We start from the raw sequence: 15,213 nt of genomic DNA on the forward strand, positions 1-15,213 counted from the left end.
GCTCCTCAGTAACGGAACAACCGCCAGGCCATCAGCCGGGCCGTCGCGACGATCGTCTTGGCAATCGCGTAATACAGCACCGCCGCAATCGCGAAGTATTCGAAGGTGCGGAATGTTTTGACGTTGTAGTCCTGGGTCACCCCGGTCAGGTCATTGTTCAGCCCGACGATCACCCCCAGCGACGTCATCAGCACCGCCCAGACCATTTGGTTGGTCAGCGGGTAGAACACGATGCGCAGCAGCTGCGGGACGATGATCATGCGATAGGTCTGAAAGGCGCTCATGCCCAGTGACCGTGCCGCGCGCACTTGGGTTTGCGGCACGGCCTTGAGCCCGCCGCGAAAGTTTTCCGCGAGGTAGCCGGCGTTGTTGAACGTGATCCCGGCCAGCAGCGCGAGCCATGAACTGACGTGCATGCCCAGCGAGCCAAGGCCGAAGTACAGGATGTAGATCTGGAACAACGACGGCGTGTTGCGGGCAATCGATACCCAGCCGTTGCCGATGCCGCGCAGCAGTGGCTGTTTGCTTTCGCGCATGACCGTCAGGGCCAGGGCGATGAGCACGCCGAAGATCATCGACAGGGCCGCGGTCTCAAACGTGACCACGGCACCGGCGAGCATGTCCGGCAAGGCGCGCAGGGCAGAGCGCCATTGAAAGGTGTAGTCAAACATGCGCAGGGCTCTCCAGTTGGGCGGCGGGTTGCAGCCAGGCCGGCAGGCGTGCGCTGGCGATGGCGTTGCACGCGGTATCGACACACTCGGCAAGGCTGGCGAAATGCACCTTGCGGCCCACCAGTCCGGGTGCGTAGTGGGCGTACTTGCCCGAGTTGGTCATCAGCGTGGTGGCGGCGGGTGGAATCACCGGCTCGCCGAGCATGCACCAGCAGGTGTCGGTGACCAGCGTGGCGCCGAAGGCCTCGATCACCGGGATATGTCCGGCCTCGCGGGCCTGCTCCAGTACCGCTCGGCCGCAGGTGATGGCGAGGACGACGTCCGGGTGTTTGTGCCGACCTCGGCACAGCCGCGCCAGATGCGCGAACTCGCTGAGGGAAAAATGCGGGTTGCCCAGCGACACCACATCCACGTGGTGATTGAGGGCACTGTTGAGCTCGCGCCAACTCACCAGCAGGTCTTTCAGGCGGATTTTTTCCACGGGGATCGACGCATCTGCTTCCAGCACCTGTAAAGGGTCAATCGCCTCCGGTGTAACCCCGGCGATATGAAACAGCGGCGCCGCCGAGGTGGTGGCAAATGCGGCACCAAAGGCTTTGAGATCGTCCAGGCTCGGCTGGCGATTTTCCAGACCCAGCACCAACGGCACGCGGCTGCCGGCCAGCGCACCGATGTGATAACCGAGCAACGGGTAAAACGCATCGTCCAGCTCACCGAGTACCGGCAACTCGATCTGCAACCGCGCCTTGCGTTGCGCGTCCAGGTGACAGCCGATCAGCGGGGCACGGCCGGTGAGGGCGATGCAAATGTCGAGGTAGTCCGGGTACTTCAGGGTGCGCGCACCGAGCACACTGTTGGCGTACACCACGGCATTCGATTCGGCCCAGACAATCTGCTCGCCGGCCTTGGGCGCACTGTCGAGCAGGTAGGGCGCGCAGGTGTAACTCAGTTGTGCGCCCATTTCCATATAGGCATCGCCCAAGGCACTGGCCGGCTCGCCGAGGGCCGGGTCGATGCCCAATTCACGCCAGCGGCGCTGGTCCACGGAAATCGAATTGAGGGTGGTCGGCACCCGCACTTTGGCTCCCCATTCCACCAACTGTTGGGCAAAGCGCAGGCTTGCAGGTCCGGTGTAGATGCAGCCATCGATGTGCGCCTGGGTGACATCCACCAGGCTTCGCGCCCCTTGCAGCTCGGCCATGCGCAGCACGATGTGCATGGCCATTTGCGCGGCTTGACCGTGCTGGCCGTCGAGCAATGCCTGATCAAACCCGGTGAGTTCGATTGAAGCACGGCTGTCGGTGGGCAACGGTTTTTCGAGTGCCTGCCAGGCATCGCCGGGCAGGTGTTCGAACAGGTTCAGCGTGTCGCCATCCACCCTGGCGAAAGGGTGATCGCGCAACGTCGCGAAGGCCTCCCGGCCGATGCACAGCACCGGCAGGGAACGGGCAAAAATGGTCTGCGCGACCAGCACGCCCAGGGTCAGGATCTCATCCGGTTCGGCCAGCACCAGTGCCGCCGGTGCATGGCCGTTGCTGATCAGTTCCATCAACACACTGCTGCCGGTGCAAGAGCCGCGTCCGCTGGGAATCGCCAGCACACACCCGGCCAGGAACTCACCGCTGAGCGGGTGGTGGCGATCGATGACCTCGCCACTGGCGGAATCAACGCCGCCCCAGAAACTCAACCCGACATCGGCGAACAACAGGGCGCCTTGAGCGGCGCCCTCGACCAGGCTGCGACCGGTCAGAGAAACAGACCTAGGCATGCCGGACACCTTAGTAGTAGACCTGTGGCACGGTCAGGTTGGCTGGCGAGATATCGGTGCCGACCCATTTGACGAACAGTTCTTTGTAACGCCCGGTGCGCACCTGTTGGTTGACGAACAGGTTGAGGTAGTTGAGCAGGCCATACTCGTTGCGCTTGGCGCCGAGGGACACGTAGTCGATGACGTACGGCGCGTTACCGGCGACTTTCAGGTTTTTGTATTTCCCCGATTTGAGGGTGGCGGCAGCGACGGTGTTGGTGACCACGGTCGCGTCGATGTGGCCTTGGGCGACGGCCAGCAGGGTGTCGTTCTGCGACTGGTAGGCCCGGAAGCTGCCGGTGCCCCAATTCTTCACGTCTTTCTCCAGGGCGATGGCTTCATAGGTGCCGCTGGTGTTACCGACGGGTTTGCCTTTGAGGTCGTCAAAGCCGTTGATGCCGGTGTCGTCGCGGGTCAGCACCACCATCTGGAACGCGAAGTAAGGCACGGTGAGGCCGACGGTCTTGGCCCGTTCGAGGGTGTCGGAGGTGGAGGCGACAATCACGTCGGCCCGCCCGGAGACCAGCGCCGGAATGCGGTCCGGGAACGGCGTCTCGACCACTTCCGCCTCGACCCCGAGGATCTTCGCCAGGTCGCGGCAATAGTCCACATCGAAACCGGCCGGGTTGTTACCGGCATCGCGGAAACCCATCGGCGGGAAGTCCAGGGTCACGGCGCAGCGCAGCTTGCCCGAACCGATGATGTCGTCGAGCTTGTCCGCCTGGGCGCTGGCGACAAAGGAGGTACTGAGAACAGCGCTGAGGGCTACGGCAAATGCGGGGTTTTTCATAGAGGCCTCGTTCGTGTGAAGTGCTGTTGAAAAATCGTATTGAGGATTTCGTATACGATATTAACAATAGCAATCAACGTGCCGATTTCCAGTCAGAACCGTGAATTTAGCGTCAGCCCTTGAAGTAGAAGGTTTGCAGTGGCACAACCCCGCGCCGGCGTTCTGCGTGCTGGTGTTACAGATGGGAGCAATGGTGGTGCGTTCGCCCCTTTAGGGAACACCGGTGACGGGCTTAACGCTGATTATCGCGGTACTGGCTCGGCGACAAACTGGTCAGTGCGCGGAACTGCCGACTGAACGCACTGTGGTCGGTGTAACCGCAGCGCAGGGCGATTTCGGTGATGGGCAAATCGGTGCTCAGTAACAGCCGCGAACCTTCTTCCAGGCGCGCCTTGTGAATCATCTGCCGCGGTGTGAGCTGGAATACCCGCTTGCAGTGACGCTCCAGTTGCGCGACGGAATAGCCGCCAATCGCCGTCAATTCAGAGAGACTGATGGGCCGCGCGAAGTGGCTGCGGATATGCGCATCCACGGCAGCGAGCTTCACGTACGCCGGGTGAGTGGACTGGGGCGTTGGCAAATCCCGGGAGATGCCGGCGAGGCCGACGATGTGACCCTGTTCGTCGTGAAGGGCCAGTTTGTGGGTCAGGCACCAGATCGGCTGGTTGCCGAAATACAAGTGCAGTTCCAGTTGGTCGGCGAGCATCCGGCCGCTGGATAACACCCGTCGATCCTGCTCGGTGTACAGCGGCCCGAAGTGTTCCGGGAACACCTTGTCGGCGGTGAGCCCGAGCAATTGATCGCTGTGTTTAAAACCGCAACGCCGCGCCAGCGTCTGGTTGACGAAGGCGTAACGGGCGTCGAGATCCTTGATGAAAAACACCACGTCCGACAAGGTGTCGAGCAGCGGCGCGATCGGCTGAAGGTTGCTTAATAGCGTCGGCAGATCGCAGGGTTTGAACGTGGTGAGTGAGGGGTACATAGCGCTGGGAGGTCCGAGGGCGACCTCCGGATCATAGAGGCTCGGTCGCATGACCGAAACCCCAGTCTCACTCATCACGCGGGCGGCGTGTCGTCCAGGCACATCAGCGTCTCGATCCGCGCCGGGCTGTACGGTGGACGCGCCGCCGAAGGTTGCCAGCCAAACAGGTGCTCAACCGCTGCGCCGCACACTCGCCCCTGACAGGCGCCCATGCCGCAGCGGCTGGCGAGTTTGGCCGCGCGCCAGTCACTGTGTTCGGTCAGTGCGGCGTAGGGCACGTCTTCGCAGCGACAGACCAGGGTGTCGGGACGGGCCAGGGACTTGAGTTGCGGGTCGAGGGCGAAGGCCTGATTCAATGCCTTGGCGAAACCCTGCCAGCGTGCCCGGCGTGGCCACCATTGGCGGGCCTGTTCAACCTCACCCACGGCGCTGTGCCCGGCAATCGCACCTTCGGCCAGGGCCAGTTCACTGCCGCCGAACCCGGTGCATTCGCCTGCCGCGTAATGATCGGCATGGGTGCTGGCTTGCCAGGCATCCACCTTCAACGCCTGTCCTTCGATGGCGTAACCCAATGCCTGACCCAACTGGATATTCGGGATCAGGCCGAACCCACAGGCCAGCCGATCACATTCCAGCTCGACGACTTTGCCTTGTTGTTGCAGGCGCACGCCTTCGAGTCGGTCGGTGCCAAGCGCAGCCAGCACATGAGTGCCTGCACGGTAGTGACGGTTGAACAGGCTGAACGATTGCAACCATTTCGCTGGCCAGCGTGGCAACTGCGCAGCGAAACCGACGACAGACGTTAATGAAGCCTGCTCGGCGATGCGCAGCACCGAGGCTCCGTGTTTTGTGGCAGTCGCCGCACTGGCCAATAACAATGGCCCGCTCCCGGCGATCACCACGCGTTCATCGCGCACTGACAGTCCGGATTTGATCAGTGCCTGCAAACCTCCGGCCCCGGTCACCCCAGGCAACGTCCAGCCGGGGAAGGGCAGCAATAACTCGCGGGCACCGGTGCACAGGATCAATTTGTCATAGCTGATCAGCCAGCCATTTTCGTCGTCTTCGACCAGCAGTTGTTTCGGGCCGGGATTGGCGATCACCCGGGTTGCGCTGTGATGGCGGATATTGCTGTGGGACTGCAAGCGCTCACGCAACTGACGGGCCTGAGCGGGGAGGCTGGCTTGAGGGCCGTCGCGCCAGATCTGCCCGCCTGCAAACGGATTGTCGTCGAGCATGACAATGCGTGCGCCGCTGGGGGCCGCGGCCAATGCCGCGGCCATCCCGGCAGGGCCGGCACCGATGATCAACAGGTCGGCGTATTCATTCATGGCTGTGTCTCCACCTGCATGCCGTCACGGCAAAGGGTCTGGCAAGCGAGGCGGCGGCGACCGTCGATGGTCACCCGGCATTCCTGGCAAATGCCCATGCCGCACAGCGGTGCGCGGCGTTGTCCGCTGACCGAGGTGCGACTGCAACCATTGCCGCCTAGCGCCAGGGCTGCGGCGACGCTGGTACCGTCGGCGACCGTCAGGGCATGACCGTCGAGCATCAATTCAGGCATACACAGATTCTCCGAGGAATCGCTGCGGCAGATAAGGTTGCGCGGCCAGTGGCGGGGTTTCGTTGAACAGTTGCGCGACCAGCAAATCCGCCGTGCCGGGCGCGGTGGTCACCCCCAGTCCTTCATGCCCGACCGCCAGCCACAAGCCCTGACGTTGCGGGTGCTGACCCACCAGCGGCAAACCGTCAGGGCTGGCGGCACGAAACCCGGTCCAGGCGCGGATGCCATTCAGTTGGGCCAGCCCCGGCATGTAGCCGGCCGCACGCTTGAGCATCTTCGCGAGCATCCAGCCTTCGACTTGCGGGTCTGTCGTGCCGAATTGCCGCGAGGCCCCAATGAACAATTGCCCGGTCGGACGCGGTTGAATATTGCAGGCCACCGACGGGCCTTTGGCATTGTGCGCGCTGGTGACGTAGCCCAGTTCCACCAGGGTGTGGGTGACGGTAGCGGGGTAGCGATCGGTGATCAGCAAGTGACCTTTTTTCGGCTCGATGGGCAACTCGGGGCACAATTGATTGGCCTGCGTACCGTTGGCCAGCACCACGGCGTCGGCACTCAACCACTGGCCGTCCTCGAGGCGTACCCGAGGGCCATCGACCTGCGCGACGCATGCCCGGCGCTGGCGGATGTTCGGGGTGTCGAGCATCCAGTTGGCTGTGGCCGGCGCATAGAGTATGCCGTCACCCTTGATCAGCAGTCCGCCTTCAAGTCCCTCGGCCAGCTCCGGCTCACGCTGGCGCAAGGCACTGGCACCGATCAGTTCACAGGCGATTCCCTGAGCCTGCAGGTTCAGGTATTTGCTCTGGGCCACCGCCATTTCCTCGGCGTTGGCGGCCAGCCAGAGCGTGCCGTTGTTGCGGTAAGCGCAACCGTTGGGCAAGCCCGGCCCGAGCTCGCGCCAACGTTGCAGGGAGTAATCACTCAAGGCCAGTTCGGCCGGGTTGTCGTCGAGCACCAGCAAGTGCCCCATGCCCGCCGCCGTCGCGTTGTGCAGGCCGGCATCGAGCACCAGCACCTGCAAGCCACGCCGCGCCAGCGCCTGGGCGCACGCCGCGCCGATGATGCCGGCGCCGATGACGATCACATCGGCCACACGCCCCTCAATCATGGGCGAATGCCCCAGGCGAATGGATCGTCCTGTTCAATGATCAGGCGCGCTTCGGCACTGATGAAGGCGCGGCCACGGATGGTCGGGATAATGCGCTCACCTTGCCATTCGAAAGAGCCTTCGAACTCGCTGCCAATCACACTGGCCTGTCGCCAGATCTGCCCTGGCTGCAATTTGTCATCCGCCGCCATGCACGCCAGTTTGGCGCTGGTGCCGGTGCCGCACGGGGAACGGTCGTAGGCCTTGCCGGGGCAGAGTACGAAGTTACGGCTGTCGGCGTGATCGTCATCGGCGAACAGCTCGACATGGTCGATCAGGCCGCCGTCTTCACCGCGAATACCCTGGGTTTCCAGCGCTTGCTGTACGGCGTAGGTGTACGCGGTCAGCGTCTCAAGGTTGTCACCGGCCACCCGCAGGCCATGGTCGGCGATCAGGAAAAACCAGTTGCCGCCCCAGGCGACATCGCCGGTCACCTGACCGATCCCCGGTACCTGCAATGTCAGGTCCTTGCGATAACGATAAGCGGGGACATTGCGCACGCTGACCGTGTGGTCGTCGTGCAGGGTGGCCTGGACCGTGCCCACCGGCGTTTCGATGCTGTGCACGCCAGGCCCGATCTTGCCCATGTGCGCGAGCGAGGCCACCAGGCCGATGGTGCCGTGGCCGCACATGCCCAGATAACCGCTGTTGTTGAAGAAAATCACCCCGGCACAGGCGCTCGGGTCAACCGGTTCGCAGAGCAGGGCGCCCACCAACACATCACTGCCGCGCGGTTCGAGCACGCACGCTGCACGCCATGGGTCATGCTGTTCAGCGAGGATTTTGCGCCGTTCAGCCATGCTGCCGCGGCCCAGATCAGGAAAACCGGCGGTCACCAGACGCGTCGGTTCGCCGCCGGTGTGGGAGTCGATGACGGAGATGTGTTTCATGGGAGGGCCACGTCCATTCGGTTGAGTGAACGCTAGAGTGGCCCGTGCGGTCGGGTGGCGGCTTGATGGATTTAAACTGTGCCGATGACGAAATCGGCACAGTGCCCGCAGCGATCAGTGCGCGTGGGGCAGGTGCTCGAACAGGGTTTTGCAGACCCCGGCAATGTGCTCATCCAGCAGCTTCACCGCCAGGTCCACATCCCCGGCACGGCAGGCCGCGAGGATCTCGCGGTGTTCGTGATCGGCGCGCTCCTTGCCGGCGGACAGGCTCATCTGCATGCGCAGGTAGCGCTCCAGTTTATCGTTGACCGAACGGATCAGACTCACCAGAAACGGCCGCTGCGCCGGCTCGTAAAGGCAGGAATGCAGCTCCCAGTTGAGCTCGGCCCAGCGCCCGACGTCGTCTTCGCCGATGAATTCCTGGCAGATACGCTCGGCGCGGGCGAAGGTCTCTTCGGTCATGTTGGGAATGGCCAGGCGCAACACCTTGTCTTCCAGCAACATGCGCACTTCGAACATCTGCGCCAGTTCCGCATCGGAAATCCGCGTGACCATCGCCCCGCGATTGCGCTGGAACATCACCAGCCCTTCGGCCTCCAGCCGCTTGAGCGCCTCGCGCACAGGGATTTTGCTGACGTTGAACTGCCGGGCAATGTCGTCCTGGCGAATCGGTTCATCCTCGGCAAAATGCCCGGCAACAATCGCGTCCCGTAGATGGCGGGTGATGATTTCCGAGGTCGAAGGCGTATTGCCAAGGTCGGGAGCGTTGAGTTTGGGTAGGTTCACGTCGGCAGGTCGTTTGCAGTGAGATGGGGATAGGGTATACGAAATTCCTTGGCGAACCTCGCGATCCGTTGTTTTAAACAAGAAAAATCGTCTGCGTTTAAATGACGCTTTCCGTTACTACCCGGAGGCTACAACGCCTTGCGCCATCGCCTACGGGTAAGACAGAATCGGCCGGCTTGTGTGCCCTGGCCTCGGCCTCTATCGTTTCCCTGCCACTGCCCATCAGTGGTCGGGTTTAGTCGCTCGTAGTTTCTAGTGTGCACAATCGGATAAGGCCGACGGCACGGTCACTCTTAACCGAACCACCCTCGATGACATCGCCCTGGGCAAGCTGAAATTGGGCAATCTGTCGGAAAGCGGCGAAGTGACTATCGACGGCGACAAAGCCAAATTTAAGGAAATGCTGACCAACTTCGACACCTTTGACTTCTGGTTCACCCTTTCTGAACCTTAATCCAGGCAAACCCGGACCGGTATGGAGCGCCCCAGAGTTGGGGCGTTTAGCCACGAGAATCACTTCGCCTGATTCCTCTGATTCGACGGGTAAAGACCGGCAAGCCGCGCGATCACAACGCCAACGTAAAAGACGCCAGAAAATTCTTCGATCATCACCAGTGAACGGGCGTGGTTGGTCAATGGGATAACGTCACCGTACCCGGTGGTCGTGAGCGTCGTGAAGCTAAAATAGATCAGTTTGAAAAAAGTACCGGGCTGCATGAAGTCGAGGTGGCCAGGGCCGAATGAGCCAGTATTGGATATCTCCACCAGGGCAAAGACGAAGGACCACACGAAGGCCAGCATGATGTAACCCGCCAGCGCGCCATGCAGCTTGTCGGCTGTAATTGGCCCGCGCTTGAGCACGTAGCGCAGCACTCCGCTAAACGAGACGGCAAGAGACGCCGTATACGCTATCCCGGCAAGGTTAAAAATCGCGATGCTCTTGACCCACAACGACGTCCATAGAAGGCTGACCCCAAGAAACGCCAGCCCCAGCTTGAGGATTAGCCCCCATCGAGTCTGCCTGGTGGCGAAAGCGCCCACGAGCAGCACGATGGAAAACACAATGCCGAGCAACGTGCGAGCAAATATCCCTTCCTCAAGAAAGGGAAACAGCAGGATCAATCCTAATAAGAGCAGCAATAGATAAGTGCAGGGCCCTTGCCCTATTACCAGCTGAGCTAAATCTGCGTCGGACTCGTCGTTATCTTGCGAAGTGGTCATAGGGGTTTCCCAGAGTAATAACGCTCGATCCCCGACGTACTACTCACCTGCCTGAGCCCAAGCGGGTGCAATCACGGCCGGGTCGCCAACACATCCACCCGCCCAAGCTTTGCGGGTTTTGACCAGCATCAATGATCACGATTGGCCAGCCGTGCAACCCATGGGTTGGCACTCAAACCATGTAACAACACGCTGAGTAAAACGGTACAGACAGCAGTAGCCACCACCGTACGACTGGCTTGTAGGGGGGAGGCCAATATCATGACGGCGAAGACAATGCTGGCCAGACCTCGCGGGCCGAACCAGCCGATGAAGAGGCGGGTTTCGAAATCGAAGCGGGTTCCCACCAGACTGATCAGCACAGGCAGGATGCGAATCACAGTCAGGCTGAGCACCGAATAAATCCAGATGTTCAGGGTGAGACTGCTCCAGGCCCATGGAATCACCAGTGCGCCGAACACGACCCAGGTAATGACCGATAACAGGCTGGCAAACTCTTCGCTGGCCTTGAGAATCTGGTGCTTTTGTTCGGTAAACAGAAAACTTGCGAGCAACCCGCCGACGAACGCGGCGATGAACCCGCTACCACCGAGTGTTTGTGCTGTGGCAAAGCACAGAATGGCGAGACCGGGCAGAGTCAGCTGTGACCACATGGGCGTTTGCCAGTGGTGTTTTGCGGAGTAGCGCTGCAACTGCCAGGCAATGAGCGTCAGAGCAATACCGCTGAATGCGCCGATGCCCAGTTCCTCGATCACTAACTCCAACGCCAGTGAGACAGGGGACTGTGTCGATTGCTCGACCAGCAATGCCACAAACATGAGCAACACGGGGACGCAAATCCCATCATTCAACCCGCTCTCGACGTTTAAGCCTTCACGCACGGGTGCCGGAACCTTGGGGTTGCTCACGACAGCCTTGCCTAGTGCAGCATCGGTGGGAGCCAGAAGGGTTGCCAGTATTGCCAGTTCCAACGGTGGGACCTGTGGGAACAACCAGAGGCCGACCAGCCAACCCCCCGCGATGGTCAGTGGCAGCCCGATCATCAGCAAGCGCAGCGGAAGTCCTTCATTGGCCCGCAAGACCTTCAGGTCGGCGTTGGCCGCATCGCTGAACAGCACAATCGCCAGCGTCAGCTCGGCCAGGAACTTGAGGCCATCCCTGTCAATCCGGGGTTGCAGAATGCCCAGAAATGCCGGGCCCAGAATTAGACCGGCCAGCATGAACATAAGCGGGCCATTAAGCAGACGTGACTCGAAGCGCCCCGCAAATATGCTGTAGGTCAGGAGAAAGGCGGCCAGTAGCGCTAAGTTCTGATACATCAATGACCTGCCTGTTCAGGGTGGGCAGTTAGAACACGCAGCCTTGAGGTAAAAGCTTTAAGGGGGCGGGCTTCAGGCGTGGCTGATGGTGCCTGATGTGGCGTGTGGTAAGCATAGGTGGTCGCCCTTTGAATGCGCATCTCAATGCGCTGTTCACCGCAACAACAGACGAACGGAAACGCCCACCTGGCTCCAGCAGGATGGATCGATCTCGATCAGAGAAAAAGCAGAGAAAAAGGGGACGGGTTTATTTTTCAAAAGGTGACGGAACAATAAATCCGTCTCCTTTTAACAATTCTTTAAGTCCCCTGTTTAAGTCGGATTTTGAAACGACACCGCCTACTCCGAATCTGCAGTCACTTCCTTCCAGCTGTCATCCGGATCAAAGCGTTTCATTGCCTTCGCCACTTTTTCACTGTCAGGCCCCAGGTCTTTCTCGAACACCTGTCCTTCATGACTGATCATGAAGCTCATCACGCCGGTGTCATTGTATTTTTCTGGCCAGGCGATCAGTGCAAAGCCTCGGCTCATCTTGTCGCCGATAAGGTAGCTGTAGGCGCCACCGGGTGCTGAAGGACCCTGGCCATTGAGAATGCGGAAGTGGTAGCCATGCCAGCCTTCGCCGGCAATGGTTTTGCCGAACTCAGGGCCTAGCGGGCTGATCTGGCCGCTGTCGTCGTCCGCCCAATAGAGTCCGTCATGGGTGCCGGGAGTGCTGAAAATATTCTGCGCATACTCCAGCGCGCCATCACCGTCACGATCCACTGAGGCGTAGTCCATCTGGGCGTCGTGATAGGCCAGCGCCGCTTGCACCGCGGCCAGTTCGTTGCGTCCAATTTGACGTGCCCGGACCTCGGCACTGCCGGCCTTGATGTCGAAGCGCCAACCGTTGGTGGTTTTCACGATGGGAATCGGCAGTGTCCAGTGGTTGCTGCCGACCGACAGAATCGCGGTGCGGTCGTTGGTTTTTTCGATGTGGTTTTCTTCGTGGTACTGCTTTAGAAACGCCTCCACGTCTTTACGCTCTGCGCCTTCGCGAGGGATGAAACTGCGCCATTCCTTACCCAGCAACTCGGTCAGGCGTTCGTGATCGGCGTGTGTCGTACCCAGTGCTTCGACGAACGCTTGAGCGGCTTTTTCCGGGGTTGGGAATTCCTGCTGTGCTGTCGCCATGCACGACCACGCCAAACCGGCGGTTATCGCCAAGGCCTGAAGAAGCACACCCAGGCGTGCCTTCAATTGAGGATAGTTATTCAACGACGGCCACCCCTTTGACTTTGACGCGCTGGTGGATTGGACGGCCGACTGACCTGATGGCCGGCGGCTCGCGAGGCACTGGGGCGCTGGGCGGATGCCTGGCTGGCCCGGCCACGACTGGCTTGTGCGTTGACCTGGGACGGAGCGCGCGCGCCGGCGAAGGCATTGTTGCGGGCACTGCCCTTGCTGGCGGCCGTCGTGGAAGGCCGGTTTTGCGTCGATTGACGCGCCTGCGCGTTGCCCTGTCGCTGATTTGTCTGAGCGGTCTGTTTTCTCGGCTGCTGATTCGCCTGATTGTTTCGGGCAGTCCCTTGGCTTCTGTCCGCAGCCTTGGCTCTGTCAGCGGCCTTCTGTCTATCCGCTGCGTTTTGTCTGTCGGAGGTCTGCGCTCTATTGGCCGTGTTCGGTCTGTCCGTACCGGCTTGCATCCGATTGCTGGCGTTAGCTCTGGAAGCATCACGCGCTTGATCACGGGCTTCGCGATTGCTGGTAGGAGGGCGTTCGATACCGGCCCTGTCCATTGAGGTGCGGGCGTTTTCGCGGGCCTGGGCGCGCTGGGCATTGTCCCCTCGATAGGCCTGACGCTGACTGGCACCGTCCAGTTGGCGGCCGTATTGCTCGCGGCTTCGGTTATCGCGATAGGGAACGCCATTGCGGTGCGCGGCGTTGTGCTCCCACTTGTTCTGATTCACGTTGATGCGGTTGTTGCCATTGATGTTGTTGTAGCGTTCAACGTCGATGTCGACGTCGTTGTCGTTCCAGTCACATTCACCCCACAACGCACCGACGATGGCCACACCGGTACCAAACGCCAGCCCGGCCATCAAGGCCTGGCCAGGGTAATAGGCGGGCGGCGGTGGGTAGTACGCTGGCGGCGAGGCCGGATACGGCCAAGTGCCGTAGGCAGTTGTCGGGTTATACGTGGGGACGTACACCACCTGTGGATCGGCGGGTTGAATAATGATGGTGGAGCTGCTGCTGGCAGGGGGCGCAGCTGCGGGCGCGGATTGCGCTGCGGGTGCGGGTGCGGGTGCAGGATTATTCTGAATGGTCACGTTCTGATACTGGTTGCTCTGCAGGTTGCCTGCTTCCTGGGCCTGACGACGCAAACGTTGCACCCCGTTCATGACATCGTCGGGCTGCGCGAGGAAGGCATCACCCAGGCGTTGCACCCAGACGGGATCCTGCCCCAGCGTTGCCAACACCTGCGGGAAGGCGACAAGTGCCTGCACACTTGGGTCCCAGGGTTGGCTCGCCACCTGTTTGACCGCATCGTCGCCCTTGGCGTCCGGATGGGCTTTGGACCAGGTGACTGCTTCGGCGACCTCTCCGGGATACGTGGAGGCCATCAGTACCTGGGCCAGCAGTGGATCGGGATACAGCGCAATGGGCGCCAGCATTTGATCCAGCTGTTCCTGGGTAAACACGGGGTCTTTGGCAGGCGGCGTGACGGGAGCGGGGACCGGTGCCGTAGCGGCAGCGTTTGCCGGCGCAGGTGCGGTCGCACCTGCAATGCAGTTAGACCCGCTCAACAATAGGACAGCCGACAGCGCGTAAAATACTGGAATGCGCATTGCAACTCCCTGTAGTCAGGCAGGTTTGAAATAAGTGAATCAATGCCCCGGAAGTAGAAGCCGACAGTGCAAGCCTCAGGTCCTGACTTCGACGCCGCTCACTAAGCGTAGCAAACAAAAAATATCTGCCATTTATTTACGTTCACCCGGCCTGGCGCCACCACTGGCATCGGTTTCGTGCTCGTCTGCGAACGCCATGAGCACCTCTAGATCGAGCACGTCCAGCTGAATCCGAGTGATAAAGGCCGAGAAGGCGAGGTTGGCGGCGAGCAGGCGCAGATCGCTGGCCCAGGCTGGCAGATGGACCGGCGCCGTGAGCCAGCCGGAGTCGAACAGCGGCGCCAGGCGTACGGTATCCCCCAGGCTGAGGCGCCCGGCAAACAAATGGCCGACCAGCTCCGGCCGGTTGTCGCGGATCGCGATGCGCAGCAGGGTGTGCACGCCGAGCAAGCCGGTCAGGTACGCGGCATCCTTGGTGAACGCCGAACCGCCCCGCAGATCGGCGCCGCGGAATACCCGTTGGGTCGAGCGAAACGACTCCTCTTGCGACTGGCCTGCCGCCAGAAAACCTTCGAACACCTGAATGAAGTCGGCGCCATCCAGCGCTTGCTGGACCGCGAGCACGCGCAGGGCCAGGCGACGCAAACGGTTGATGTCCATGCTGCCGGTAAACAGCTCGGCCAGGGTGGCAATACCCTCCTGAGTCTGGGTTGTGCGTGGCGCGCCCAGGCCGAGGCTTTTGAGGTTGGGTTGGAGCGCGCCGTTTTGCGCCGTGGCGATATGCACGAACGCCTCGTGCTGCAGCAACTGGTTCTTGTCCAGTTCCGAGAACAGCGCGCTGGCACGCAGGCGGATGCGGCTCGCCCCGGCGATGGCTTTGGCGGCCTGGGTCGGATCGAGCACGACCGTGATCCGCCCCTCGCCGAAGAAACGGTCCAGTTCCGGCTGCATCCAGGCAGCGAAGGCCTGGGCCGGGATCTCGGCCGGGCTCGGTGGAATCCGCGTGCCGCCGAGCAGGGCGTCGGTGGTGTTGAGGAAAAACCGGGCGGCGTCGAGCATGCTCAGCTTCAGACGGTGGTAATAAAAGTCCGGACGCCGGTACAGCGCTGACGAATAGTCGGTGAATGCTGGCGAAGCCTGCGTCCGGCTGCTACAGAGTGCGATTTCGCTCATAGGCAATCGTGTTGCTTTGGAGACTCGCGCAC

Annotated in this window: 14 protein-coding genes and 1 pseudogene; 1 reads left to right on the forward strand and 14 read right to left on the reverse strand. The window is 61.3% G+C overall.

The genetic code is table 11. The features are described from left to right. Positions 1-5 precede the first annotated feature (5 nt). The 9 genes from AB4N43_RS28025 to AB4N43_RS28065 all read right to left on the reverse strand — a co-directional run bounded on the left by AB4N43_RS28025 (position 6) and on the right by AB4N43_RS28065 (position 8,637). The gene (locus tag AB4N43_RS28025; protein ID WP_027924789.1) at positions 6-671 is read right to left on the reverse strand and encodes an amino acid ABC transporter permease; all 666 of its coding nucleotides are present in this window, start codon (positions 669-671) and stop codon (positions 6-8) included. Beyond that, positions 664-2,439, reverse strand: coding sequence for a cis-3-hydroxy-L-proline dehydratase (gene lhpI, locus AB4N43_RS28030; RefSeq protein ID WP_460152400.1), 1,776 nt, complete (start codon positions 2,437-2,439; stop codon positions 664-666). Before lhpI ends, AB4N43_RS28025 begins: the two co-directional genes overlap by 8 nt. A gap of 10 nt (positions 2,440-2,449) precedes the next feature. Then, entirely contained in the window at positions 2,450-3,268 is an 819-nt protein-coding gene (locus AB4N43_RS28035; RefSeq protein ID WP_027924787.1) for an ABC transporter substrate-binding protein, read from the reverse strand. A gap of 232 nt (positions 3,269-3,500) precedes the next feature. Continuing rightward, a complete protein-coding gene (locus tag AB4N43_RS28040) occupies positions 3,501-4,250 on the reverse strand; it encodes an AraC family transcriptional regulator (protein ID WP_027924786.1) in 750 nt (249 codons plus the stop codon). Positions 4,251-4,324: 74 nt separating this feature from the next. Then, positions 4,325-5,581, reverse strand: coding sequence for an FAD-dependent oxidoreductase (locus tag AB4N43_RS28045; RefSeq protein WP_460152403.1), 1,257 nt, complete (start codon positions 5,579-5,581; stop codon positions 4,325-4,327). Next, positions 5,578-5,814 (reverse strand): (2Fe-2S)-binding protein, encoded by a 237-nt coding sequence (locus tag AB4N43_RS28050; protein WP_027924784.1) that lies wholly within the window; start codon positions 5,812-5,814, stop codon positions 5,578-5,580. The genes AB4N43_RS28045 and AB4N43_RS28050 overlap by 4 nt, the downstream gene beginning before the upstream one ends. Beyond that, positions 5,807-6,922, reverse strand: a complete 1,116-nt coding sequence (locus AB4N43_RS28055; protein ID WP_460152405.1) for an NAD(P)/FAD-dependent oxidoreductase — start codon at positions 6,920-6,922, stop codon at positions 5,807-5,809. Before AB4N43_RS28055 ends, AB4N43_RS28050 begins: the two co-directional genes overlap by 8 nt. Then, complete coding sequence (locus AB4N43_RS28060; RefSeq protein WP_027924782.1) at positions 6,919-7,851, reverse strand: 4-hydroxyproline epimerase; 933 nt, start codon at positions 7,849-7,851, stop codon at positions 6,919-6,921. The genes AB4N43_RS28055 and AB4N43_RS28060 overlap by 4 nt, the downstream gene beginning before the upstream one ends. 114 nt (positions 7,852-7,965) lie before the next feature. Further along, a complete protein-coding gene (locus tag AB4N43_RS28065) occupies positions 7,966-8,637 on the reverse strand; it encodes a GntR family transcriptional regulator (protein ID WP_027924781.1) in 672 nt (223 codons plus the stop codon). Between the two features lie 322 nt (positions 8,638-8,959). Here AB4N43_RS28065 and AB4N43_RS28070 point away from each other — a divergent pair, with 322 nt between their 5' ends. After that, positions 8,960-9,091, forward strand: coding sequence for an alkyl sulfatase C-terminal domain-containing protein (locus AB4N43_RS28070; protein ID WP_460154238.1), 132 nt, complete (start codon positions 8,960-8,962; stop codon positions 9,089-9,091). A gap of 59 nt (positions 9,092-9,150) precedes the next feature. Here the strand turns inward: AB4N43_RS28070 and AB4N43_RS28075 are convergent, their stop codons facing one another. From AB4N43_RS28075 to AB4N43_RS28095, 5 genes and pseudogenes are all read right to left on the reverse strand, one after another. Then, positions 9,151-9,858, reverse strand: coding sequence for a potassium channel family protein (locus tag AB4N43_RS28075; RefSeq protein ID WP_059182662.1), 708 nt, complete (start codon positions 9,856-9,858; stop codon positions 9,151-9,153). Between the two features lie 128 nt (positions 9,859-9,986). After that, positions 9,987-11,177, reverse strand: a complete 1,191-nt coding sequence (locus tag AB4N43_RS28080) for a cation:proton antiporter (RefSeq protein WP_059182663.1) — start codon at positions 11,175-11,177, stop codon at positions 9,987-9,989. Between the two features lie 339 nt (positions 11,178-11,516). Beyond that, positions 11,517-12,350: a DUF2950 domain-containing protein gene (locus AB4N43_RS28085; RefSeq protein ID WP_371258954.1), complete on the reverse strand. Its 834-nt coding sequence runs from the start codon at positions 12,348-12,350 to the stop codon at positions 11,517-11,519. An 80-nt stretch (positions 12,351-12,430) separates the two neighbouring features. Then, positions 12,431-14,008, reverse strand: coding sequence for a DUF3300 domain-containing protein (locus AB4N43_RS28090; protein WP_460152408.1), 1,578 nt, complete (start codon positions 14,006-14,008; stop codon positions 12,431-12,433). A 132-nt stretch (positions 14,009-14,140) separates the two neighbouring features. After that, positions 14,141-15,142, reverse strand: a pseudogene (locus tag AB4N43_RS28095) (tyrosine/phenylalanine carboxypeptidase domain-containing protein); the annotation flags it as partial. Between the last annotated feature and the right edge of the window lie 71 nt (positions 15,143-15,213).

This window comes from Pseudomonas sp. S2_B07 (genome assembly GCF_054668435.1).